Source organism: Massilia sp. P2_C2 (assembly GCF_056404615.1).
The window spans coordinates 1-10,253 of record NZ_JBFUDR010000240.1 but is presented as its reverse complement, the minus strand read 5'-3'; the positions used below and the strand labels follow the sequence as shown (position 1 = coordinate 10,253).

Genomic DNA, 10,253 nt, shown 5'->3' with positions numbered 1-10,253 from the left:
CGTTACGCGTGGGCACGGGGGTGCCCACCCTACGAGGGCCGATCAACGGCGGCCCGCGAACTCGTTCAAATAATCGACCAGGGCTTGCACACCCTCGATCGGCATCGCGTTGTAGATCGATGCCCGCATACCGCCGACGGACTTGTGGCCCTTCAGTTGCAGCAGGCCGCGCGCTTTGGCGCCGGCCAGGAATTGTTCGTTCAAGGATTCATCGCGCAGGTAGAACGGTACGTTCATGCGCGAGCGATATTCGGGCGCCACACGATTCTGGTAGAAATCGTCGGCGTCCAGCGCCGCGTACAGCAGGCGCGCTTTTTCGATGTTGCGGCGTTCCATCTCGGCCACGCCGCCCAGTTTCTTCAGGTGCGCGAACACGAGGCCGGCGATATAGATCGCGTACGTCGGCGGCGTGTTCAGCATCGACTCGGCATCCGCCACGGCGCGCCAGTTGAACACGCCGGGGCAGATCGGCAGCGCGTGGTCGAGCAGGTCTTCGCGCACGATCGTGATCGTCAGGCCCGCCGGGCCGATGTTCTTCTGCGCGCCGGCGAAGATCACGCCGTACTTCGACACGTCGATCCGGCGCGACAGGATGTGCGACGACATGTCGACGACGAGCGGCGTATCACCCTGTACCGTCGGCACGTAATCGATCTCCACGCCGTCGATGGTCTCGTTCGTGCACAGGTGCAGGTAGGCGGCGTCCGCGCTCAGCTTCCACGTGTCCTGCGGCGGCACCGTCGTGAAGCGGCTCGCCTCGCCCGACGCGGCCACGTTCACGTTCGCGTAGCGCCTTGCTTCCTTCAGCGACTTGCCGGACCACGAACCCGTGTGCACGAAATCGATGGTGGCCGGTCCGCCCGCGGCACCGTGGGGTTTGCGGCCCAGCATGTTCAGCGGCGTGATGGCGTTCTGGCCAAGCCCGCCGCCCTGCATGAACAAGACCTTGTAGTTGGCCGGTACCGCCAGCAGCTCGCGCAGATCGGCCTCGGCCTGCTTCGCGATCGAGATGAATTCCGGGCCACGGTGGCTCATTTCCATCACGGACATGCCGCTGCCGTGCCAGTCGAGCATCTCGTCGGCCGCCTGGCGCAGGACTTCCTTCGGCAGGACGGCGGGGCCGGCGGAGAAGTTGTACACCTGGGTCATTCTGCCTGCCTCCTTACTTGCCGACGATGCTTTGTGCGCTCTGGGCCATCATCTTCTGGACGCGCGGCAGCATCACGCGGTTGCTGATCTCCATGCTGCGGCTCATCAGCGCCGGCATGTTCGCCAGCATCTTCTGGCCCAGCGGCGACGCGTAGAACGCGGACAGCTGGCGGATCTCGTCCAGCGTATAGGTCTCGGCGTACAGCGGCACCATTTCGGCCAGCATGTCGTCGACGAGGGTCGGGTCGGTGAAGATGGCGTGCGTCTGCTCGGTCAGCTTCGGCAGCGCTTCCTGGAGCTTCTTGCGCGCCTCGGCCTTCTTCTCCGCGCTCAGCGTCGCGTCGCCATCGATCATCGCATTCATCGACGCCGCCAGCTGGGACGGCATCTGCTGGTCGGCCTGCTTCAGCGACGCCACCATCACGTCGCGCAGCTTCATCGACGTCAGCATCTGCTTGGTGGCGGCAACGACGGCCGGATCGGCGGACGGCACCGGCGTCGCGGCGAACGCGGCGGATGCGCAGGTGACGGCAATGACGGAGGCGATGGCGGCGAGTGATTTCTTCACGAATATCCTTGAATGATGGCTAGGGCGGGGGCTTGCTTTCCCGTCATGACAATGCGGGTTCCTCGATTTTCGCACGAAACTTGCAAAAAATCCTCAACCACTGCCATTTCCCACGGAAGTGCCACAATGCGAAATAAAAAAGCCGCCGGCGTGGCGCGCGGCGGCTTTTTTCTGGTGCCGTCCATTCCGGAGCTCGATGTAGGGTGGGCACCCCGTGCCCACCCTACTATTCGGGGGCAGGCTCCAGTTCCGTTTCCTCGATGTCGGTCTCGACGACGCGCTGCAGGCCGGACAGCCTCGTGCCGTCTTCCACCGCGATCAGGGTCACGCCCTGGGTGGCGCGGCCCATCTCGCGGATCTCGGCCACGCGGGTGCGGATCAGCACGCCGCCGGTCGTGATCAGCATGATCTCGTCGGTCTCATCCACCAGCGTGGCGGCGACGACCTTGCCGTTGCGCTCGGTCGTCTGGATCGCGATCATGCCCTTCGTGCCGCGGCCGTGGCGCGTGTACTCCGTGATCGGGGTACGCTTGCCGAAGCCGTTCTCGGTGGCGGTCAGGACGGACTGCTGCTCGTTCTCGGCGACCAGCAGCGCAATCACGTTCTGGCCCTCTTCCAGGTTCATGCCGCGCACGCCGCGCGCCGTGCGGCCCATCGGCCGCACATCGTTCTCGTCGAAGCGGACGGCCTTGCCTGCATCCGAGAACAGCATCACGTCGTGCTTGCCGTCCGTCAGGGCCGCGCCGATCAGGAAGTCCCCCTCGTCCAGGTCGACGGCGATGATGCCGGCCTTGCGCGGGTTGCTGAAGTCGCGCAGCGGCGTCTTCTTGACCGTGCCGAGGCTCGTCGACATGAACACGTAGTGGTCTTCCGGGAACGTCGAGTTCTCGCCCGACAGCGGCAGGATCACCGTGATCTTCTCGCCGTCCTGCAGCGGGAACATGTTCACGATCGGCTTGCCGCGCGAGTTGCGCGAACCCTGCGGCACTTCCCACACCTTCAGCCAATACATGCGGCCGCGGTTGCTGAAGCACAGCATGTAGTCGTGCGTGTTGGCGATGAAGAGCTGGTCGATCCAGTCCTCGTCCTTCGTCGCCATCGCCTGCTTGCCGCGGCCGCCGCGCTTCTGCGCACGGTATTCGGAAATCGGCTGGGACTTCATGTAGCCCGTGTGCGACAGGGTGACGACCATGTCCTGCGGCGTGATCAGGTCTTCCGTTTCCAGGTCGCTCGCGTTGTGCTCGATCGCGGAACGGCGCTGGTCCTTGCCGTTTTCCGTGTAGTCGGTCTTGATCTGGCCCATCTCGTCGACGATGATGCTGGTGACGCGCTCCGGACGGGCCAGGATGTCGAGCAGGTCGGCGATGTGGGCCATCACCTCCTTGTACTCGTTGACGATCTTGTCCTGCTCGAGGCCGGTCAGGCGCTGCAGGCGCATCTGCAGGATTTCCTGGGCCTGCTCGTCCGACAGCTTGTACAGGCCGTCCTGCTGCATGCCGTAGTGCTTCGGCAGGTGCTCCGGACGGAACGCGTCGATACCGCCGGACGCCCCCAGTTCGGTGCGGGTCAGCATCTCGCGCACGAGCGACGAATCCCACGCACGCGCCATCAGCTCCGTCTTCGCGACAGGCGGCGTCGGCGCGGCCTTGATGATCGCGATGAAGTCGTCGATGTTCGCGAGCGCGACGGCGAGGCCTTCCAGCATGTGGCCGCGTTCGCGCGCCTTGCGCAGTTCGAACACGGTGCGGCGCGTGACCACTTCGCGGCGGTGCGACAGGAAGCACTCCAGCATCTGCTTCAGGTTCAGCAGCTTCGGCTGGCCGTTGACGAGGGCCACCATGTTCATGCCGAACGTATCCTGCAGCTGGGTCTGCTTGTACAGGTTGTTCAGCACGACTTCCGGCACTTCACCGCGCTTCAGCTCGATGACGACGCGCATGCCCGACTTGTCGGACTCGTCGCGGATGTCGGAAATGCCTTCCAGCTTCTTGTCGCGCACGTTCTCGGCGATGCGCTCGAGCAGCGACTTCTTGTTGACCTGGTACGGCAGCTCGTCGACGATGATCGCGATGCGGCCGCCGTCCTTGCCGTATTCCTCGAAGTGCGTCTTGGCGCGCATCACCACGCGGCCGCGGCCCGTGCGATAGCCGTCGCGCACGCCCGAGACGCCGTAGATGATGCCGGCCGTCGGGAAGTCCGGCGCCGGAATCAGCTCGATCAGCTCGTCGATCGTGCAGTCCGGATTCCTGAGGACATGCAGCGCGCCGCTGATCACTTCGGACAGGTTATGCGGCGGAATGTTCGTGGCCATGCCGACCGCGATGCCGGACGAGCCGTTGATCAGCAGGTTCGGGATGCGCGTCGGCAGGACGGTCGGTTCCTTTTCCTTGCCGTCATAGTTCGGCTGAAAGTCGACGGTGTCCTTGTCGATGTCGGCCAGCAGTTCGTTCGAGATCTTGTCCAGGCGGCACTCGGTGTAACGCATCGCCGCGGCGGAATCGCCGTCGATCGAACCGAAGTTGCCCTGCCCGTCCACGAGCGTGTAGCGCAGCGAGAAGTCCTGGGCCATGCGCACGAGCGTGTCGTAGATCGACGCGTCGCCGTGCGGGTGGTACTTACCCATCGTATCGCCGACCACGCGCGCGCACTTCAGGTAGGGACGGTTCCACACGTTGTTCATCTCGTGCATCGCGTACAGGACGCGACGGTGCACGGGCTTCAGACCGTCGCGCACGTCCGGCAGAGCGCGGCCCACGATCACGCTCATGGCGTAATCGAGGTAGCTCTTGCGCATCTCTTCTTCCAGTGAAATTGGGACTGTTTCTTTTGCGAATTGATCCATTGTGCGGGGTCGACGCTTTCAGGCTGATTTATCGAATTCCAAGCTCATGATTTTACCACGGCCGACCTATCAGCAACGCATTTGGACGGCAAGCAAAGGGATTAACAAACTGGCACAATTAGCGTCATGACACATTCCCGTCATAAACGTTCGTCAAGCTTGAGTCCGCTTATTGACACCTTGTTGCGCAGAAACAACGTCACAATTGGCATGCGGGGCAATTGCTTGACGCTCGGTCGTGCGGATGTGGCGTATGTGGCAAAATGGCCGAGACGTTAATTGCTTGTTTCACAATGCGAAACTGACATGCTCTCTCGAGTGTTAATCTTGTGCCCACGTCTTATTGCCTTAAAACAGTTTCGCCGCTAAAAGATTTTACCGAAAGGAAGAAAAAATATGAATAAACTGGCAACTCTCGTATTCGCAGCTACGGCCGCGATGGCGGGCAGCGCATCCGCGCAAAGTGCGCCTCCGTATGCGCCGCTGACCACCGATATTCAGGCTCGCACGCCGTACAGCGCTTACGTGCAGGATGCCCGTGGTGTCATCGCCCGCGACCCGTTCGGCCTGTGCTGGCGTACGGGCTACTGGACCCCGGCTGACGCGGTCCCGGGCTGCGACGCACCGCTGTGCGTGGAACCTGAACGTCTGGAAAACGGCAAGTGCGTCGCTCCGCCGCCGCCGCCGGTCGCCGCTCCGGCACCTGCACCGGCTCCGGCCCCGGCAGTGGTTCCGGCTCCGGTTCCGACCTCGGAAAAAGTGAGCTACTCGGCTGACGCCTTCTTCGACTTCGACAAGGCCGTGCTGAAGCCGGCCGGCAAGGCGTCGCTGGACGACCTGGCCTCGAAGCTGAAAGACATCAACCTGGAAGTCATCATCGCCGTCGGCCACACCGACTCGGTCGGCACCGATGCGTACAACCAGAAGCTGTCCGTCCGCCGCGCCGAAGCCGTCAAGGCTTATCTGCAGAGCAAGGGTGTGGAAGCCAACCGCGTCTACACCGAAGGCAAAGGCGAGAAACAGCCGGTCGCAGACAACAAGACCGCCGCTGGCCGCGCCAAGAACCGTCGCGTGGAAATCGAAGTCGTCGGTACCCGCAGCCAGAAGCAGTAATCCTGCCGGGCACCTGACCAACCCCGCTTCGGCGGGGTTTTTTTATGGCCGGAAGGAAACGTTCTTTTTTTCGCTGTCCCATCCGTACCACTATCCATTTCCGCTATCATTCCGTCCTATGACTACGACGACCAATGCCGATCCCCTGGAGATCCAGAAGTTCAGTGAACTGGCCCACCGCTGGTGGGACCCGACGTCCGAATTCCGTCCACTGCACGACATCAACCCGTTGCGCCTGGAATGGATCAACGCGCGCGTGCCGCTGGCTGGCAAGAATGTCATCGACATCGGCTGCGGCGGCGGCATCCTCTCCGAGTCCATGGCGCGCAAGGGCGCGAAGGTGACCGGCATCGACCTGTCGAAGAAGGCGCTGAAGGTTGCCGACCTGCACAGCCTGGAATCGGGCGTCGAGGTGCGCTATAAGCTGGTGGCGGCGGAAGACATGGCCGCGCAAGAGCCCGGCCAGTTCGACGTCGTCACCTGCATGGAAATGCTGGAGCACGTTCCGGATCCGGCAGCCATCGTGCGTGCCGCCGCGACGCTCGTCAAACCGGGCGGCCGCGTGTTCTTTTCCACGCTGAACCGCAACGTCAAATCGTATCTGTTCGCCGTCATCGGCGCCGAATACGTGTTGCGCATGCTGCCGCGCGGCACCCACGACTACGCCAAGTTCATCACACCGGCCGAGTTGTCGACCTTCGTGCGCGAAGCCGGTCTCGTCGTCGACGGCGTGAAAGGCCTGACTTACAATCCGCTGACCCAGATCTATTCGCTGAACCAGGACACCGACGTCAACTACATGATGGCCTGCAGCAAACCGCTTTAAAAGTATCGTTCCATGACCTTTTCTTCTTCCCTGCCCGCGCCGCGCGCCGTCCTGTTCGACCTCGACGGCACGCTGGCCGACACCGCGCCCGACCTCGCGGCCGCCGTCAACTGGATGCGCACCGAGCGCGGCCTCGAGCCGACGCCGTATGCGGTCCTGCGCCCGACCGCCTCGGCCGGCGCCCGCGGCATGATCGGCGCCGCCTTCGGCCTGGCACCGGGCGACGAAGGCTACGAAGAACTGCGCATGCAGTGGTTCGAACGCTACCAGTCGGCGATGGCCGTGCACAGCACGCTGTTCGATGGCATATCCGATCTGCTGGACGGCATCGCGGCGGCCGGCATGGCTTGGGGCATCGTTACCAACAAGCCCGCGCGCTTCACGGATCCGCTCGTGCCGCTGATCGGCCTCGCGCAGGCGGGTTGCGTGATCTCGGGCGACACGACGCCGCACGCAAAGCCCCACCCGGCCCCGCTGCTGGAAGCCGCCCGCCGCCTGGACATCGCCCCGGCGCACTGCTGGTACGTGGGCGACGATCTGCGCGACATCGAAGCGGGCCGCGCTGCCGGCATGGTTACCGTGGCATGCAACTGGGGCTATTGCGGCTCGATCGATCCCGCGACCTGGGGCGCGGACCACCTGCTTGACACACCGCAACAGCTGCTGCAGATGCTCCGACAGCTGGCGAATGCGGCGCATACCGCCGAAACGGCTGCCTGAATCGCCCTCTTCTTCGTTCCGCGTGGCTTACCGACACGGCCGAAACTACGCGGAACTCCCCTCTTCCTTTTGATCACTCCACTGTCCAAATACCGGCATTTAATTCAATCCAGCACTAGCGAACCGAAATCGACAGCCACGGCATTGAAACTCGTGTCGCAGTCTTGAGTCGGATATTCGTAGTCAAACGCGACGTTGCCGCTCGCATCGAGCCCGACCAACTTCGCGCGTGTGCGCCCGTATGCAGTCGAGTAATTGATCAGGTAACTGCCTTGGTTCACCTGATAGGCGCTGGAACAGATATCGGACCAGAGATCGCGATTGTGCTCGTAAGTCCAGACCTCGGCAGCCGTGCGCGCTGCCTCGTCGATTGCATACTTGGACACGGCGCTGAAGCCCGGGTTGACGCCCGCCGGGGTGCCGGCGGGGTTGTTGAAACTTGCCGTCCCGTTATTAAAAAGCATGAGTTTGCCGTCGGGTGCAATCGAAAGCGAGTGTTGGCCGACCGGCATCTTGCCTGACGTCAGGTTCAATGCCAGCGCGCGCAACGAGGGGTAACCCACGTACCAGTACTTGTTCGGGTCTCCCAACAACCAGCGGATGCGTCCACTCTGATAGTCGAGCTTGACCACGAAGTTCTCGCGGCTCGAGACAATCAGCGAGTCGTCGGCGGGGCTATAGATGGCTGAGTTCATATGGAACCAGTCAGCGCCGTCACGCACGAAACCGGACGGGTCGTCGCCGCCTGCGGACATCGCCGCGCGAAAGATCGCCGCCATGTCCCATTGTTTGAGCACGCGCCCGTCAGCATCGATTTCCGCCAGTGTCGACTCCAGAATCTTCGTGCCGCCGGCAAGCGTGTCCACTTCCGCCAACAGACCGACCTTGCCGGGAAATAAGTCGTGATGAAAATTAGCGAAAGTGGGATCGGACAGGTTCACGGTGCTTGTTGTGCCGTCCAGTTCGATGCGATAAAGCGTCGGCGCTTCACCGCTGCCAATCAGGAAACGACCAGCGAGGAAGGTCGCCGATGGGGCATTGCTGACACCCGTTCCGGCCCAACGTATGTTGCCGTCAGTGTCGATGACGACAGGCGTGGTCACAAGATTCTTCAAGAGCATGAAATCGTAACCGAGCGTGATGCCGGGCTGGCGCGACGTCTTGACGTCCAATGCCGTGTAGCGTGGCGGCGCTTCCTGATAAACCGCGGTATCGATGACCGCGCTGTCCGAGCGCGTCGATCCGTCAGCAAAGGTGAATTGCAGTGAAACCTTGTTCTGGTAGGCCGCATACAGCCCGACGACGGGCAGGTCCAGGTGCCGGTTTGCAACGTCGAGCAGCTGGCGACCAACCAGGTAAGCGTTCCTGTAGGTGATCGACACCGGCCGGGATACCGTGCCCGGCTTGGGCTCGATCGTGTATGACACTGAACGCACGAGATCGGCTCGCTCGATCCGGATGCCCACGTGCGCGATGAAAGGTGTCGGTCCCGGCGCCTTGGTGGTGACCACCACCTCGCCGAGCATGGCATCCGGTTGCTGGCTCGACCCGCCACCGCAGGACGCCACCAGCACCAACATCAGGCATAAGCTGACGTTACGCAAGAATTGCATCGAAGTCTCCCAAACCGGCAGTGCCGTATGAATTTGAAGAAGACATCTGCACCTGGATTCGCCTCTACCACCAATGACGGTGGTGTCCGCTGGTCCAAGCGGTATTGCAATACTGCACCTATGTAAGGGAAATCAGGAAAAAAACGTCCTGGCAGACGTTGAATTTTTGGAACACGCTTTGCGAACAATCATACAGCAATTGCGTTTTTCCCGAACACGCCGCCGCGGACACGTCCGCCATGAGTCAGCCCGTCATTTACATATCTTTACGATTGATACATTGCATCGTCTATCTCTACCGGATGCTCCCCGGTAATCTACAGCCATACGACAACAACGTCTCAGGAGCAGACAAAATGGAAACGACCAAGACCACTTCCCGTATCCACCCGCTGACGGCAGCTGCCGCAGTGTCCGTCATCGTCGTCAGCCTGGCCGGCACGGCCGCGATCACCGGCCTGTTGCCGAACTCGCACGGCGCACCTGAGGCAGGCGCGACGACCACGCAAACGAACCCGGCCTACGCCGCCGCCCCGACTGCCGCCCCGGCCCTGCCGATGGCCGCGGATGCAACGGCACCGCAGGGCCTGCAGCCGGCGCAAGGCGCATACGCCCAGCCGGCCGTCGCAAGTGCCCAACCGGCACCGACCATCATCAAGGAAACGGTGATCAAGGAAGTGCCGGCGAAACCGGCGCCGCACCACACGACGCACCACACGAGCTATGCCCAGAACGATGCGCCCACGTACCGTCAACCGGCACCGCAGCCCGCACCACAACCGGCACAACCGAACTACGTCGCGATCGGCACGGGCGCCGTCGTGGGCGGCCTGCTGGGCAACCAGGTCGGCAGCGGCAACGGCCGCAAACTGGCAACGGTCGCCGGCATCATCGGTGGCGGCATGCTCGGTAACCAGATCGCCAACCAGAACCAGAACCAGAACCAGGGTCGCTGATCGCAGCCCGGGCCTTGAATGCGAGTCCCTCGTCCCGATATCGGGGATGAGGACGCATCAGGGCCTCGGCCTGGCGCAAACGTGGGGCCTGCCCCACTGCAATCGCCGGCCGATTGCGGTACAATGATCATTCTCTTTCTGGGGGCGACCTGGTTTCGACGTGGGTTGCAAAGCAGAACAGGGCATACCGAGGACTGGTTACCTCGTAAATACATCCAGAAATCAATAACTGCAAACGATAACTCGTACGCACTCGCAGCCTAATCGCTGCTAGCTCTACACCACCTCGCCTCTGGGGTGTGCCGCAAGGCAAGTAGAGTCATTTACAGAGGCTAGGACTCAACCGGGTTACTTGGTTGCTTCCGAAATTTAAGGTAACTCGCTTGTACACAGGGTGCACGTCCCCGTTGTACTGGTTAAATTAAAAGACAGTGCTAAGTATGTAGAACTGTCTGTAGAGTGCTTG

9 protein-coding genes and 1 other RNA gene are annotated in these 10,253 nt (G+C 62.2%); 5 read left to right on the top strand and 5 right to left on the bottom strand.

Features of this window, described 5'->3' with window-relative positions; translation table 11 throughout:
• Window positions 1-42: 42 nt before the first annotated feature.
• Genes serC through gyrA form a run of 4 tightly spaced genes read right to left on the bottom strand, consistent with a single transcriptional unit; the run spans window position 43 to window position 4,559 of the window.
• Window positions 43-1,149, bottom strand: coding sequence for a 3-phosphoserine/phosphohydroxythreonine transaminase (gene serC / locus AC1DYX_RS22770; RefSeq protein WP_477263061.1), 1,107 nt, complete (start codon window positions 1,147-1,149; stop codon window positions 43-45).
• 13 nt (window positions 1,150-1,162) lie between these two features.
• Complete coding sequence (locus AC1DYX_RS22765) at window positions 1,163-1,717, bottom strand: DUF2059 domain-containing protein (protein ID WP_477263059.1); 555 nt, start codon at window positions 1,715-1,717, stop codon at window positions 1,163-1,165.
• Window positions 1,714-1,902 carry a hypothetical protein gene (locus AC1DYX_RS22760; RefSeq protein WP_477263057.1) on the bottom strand — a complete coding sequence of 63 codons (189 nt, stop codon included), beginning with the start codon at window positions 1,900-1,902 and terminating at the stop codon, window positions 1,714-1,716. The genes AC1DYX_RS22765 and AC1DYX_RS22760 overlap by 4 nt, the downstream gene beginning before the upstream one ends.
• Before the next feature lie 41 nt (window positions 1,903-1,943).
• Entirely contained in the window at window positions 1,944-4,559 is a 2,616-nt protein-coding gene (gene gyrA, locus AC1DYX_RS22755; protein ID WP_477263055.1) for a DNA gyrase subunit A, read from the bottom strand.
• Window positions 4,560-4,955: 396 nt separating this feature from the next.
• On the opposite strand from gyrA, the gene ompA reads away from it, so the two are divergent.
• The 3 genes from ompA (at window position 4,956) to AC1DYX_RS22740 (ending at window position 7,218) form a co-directional block, all read left to right on the top strand.
• A complete protein-coding gene (gene ompA, locus AC1DYX_RS22750; RefSeq protein ID WP_477263053.1) occupies window positions 4,956-5,672 on the top strand; it encodes an outer membrane protein OmpA in 717 nt (238 codons plus the stop codon).
• Window positions 5,673-5,790: 118 nt separating this feature from the next.
• Complete coding sequence (gene ubiG / locus AC1DYX_RS22745) at window positions 5,791-6,498, top strand: bifunctional 2-polyprenyl-6-hydroxyphenol methylase/3-demethylubiquinol 3-O-methyltransferase UbiG (protein ID WP_477263051.1); 708 nt, start codon at window positions 5,791-5,793, stop codon at window positions 6,496-6,498.
• Window positions 6,499-6,510: 12 nt separating this feature from the next.
• Window positions 6,511-7,218, top strand: a complete 708-nt coding sequence (locus tag AC1DYX_RS22740; RefSeq protein ID WP_477263049.1) for an HAD family hydrolase — start codon at window positions 6,511-6,513, stop codon at window positions 7,216-7,218.
• A gap of 104 nt (window positions 7,219-7,322) precedes the next feature.
• Here AC1DYX_RS22740 and AC1DYX_RS22735 read toward each other — a convergent pair whose 3' ends face one another.
• A complete protein-coding gene (locus tag AC1DYX_RS22735; protein WP_477263047.1) occupies window positions 7,323-8,831 on the bottom strand; it encodes an aryl-sulfate sulfotransferase in 1,509 nt (502 codons plus the stop codon).
• Between the two features lie 356 nt (window positions 8,832-9,187).
• Between AC1DYX_RS22735 and AC1DYX_RS22730 the strand changes: the two genes are divergently transcribed.
• Together AC1DYX_RS22730 and ssrA are read left to right on the top strand one after the other, a co-directional pair.
• On the top strand, window positions 9,188-9,787 hold the full coding sequence (locus tag AC1DYX_RS22730) for a glycine zipper 2TM domain-containing protein (RefSeq protein WP_477263045.1): 600 nt from the start codon (window positions 9,188-9,190) through the stop codon (window positions 9,785-9,787).
• Window positions 9,788-9,927: 140 nt separating this feature from the next.
• Window positions 9,928-10,253: a transfer-messenger RNA gene (gene ssrA, locus AC1DYX_RS22725) on the top strand; the annotation flags it as partial.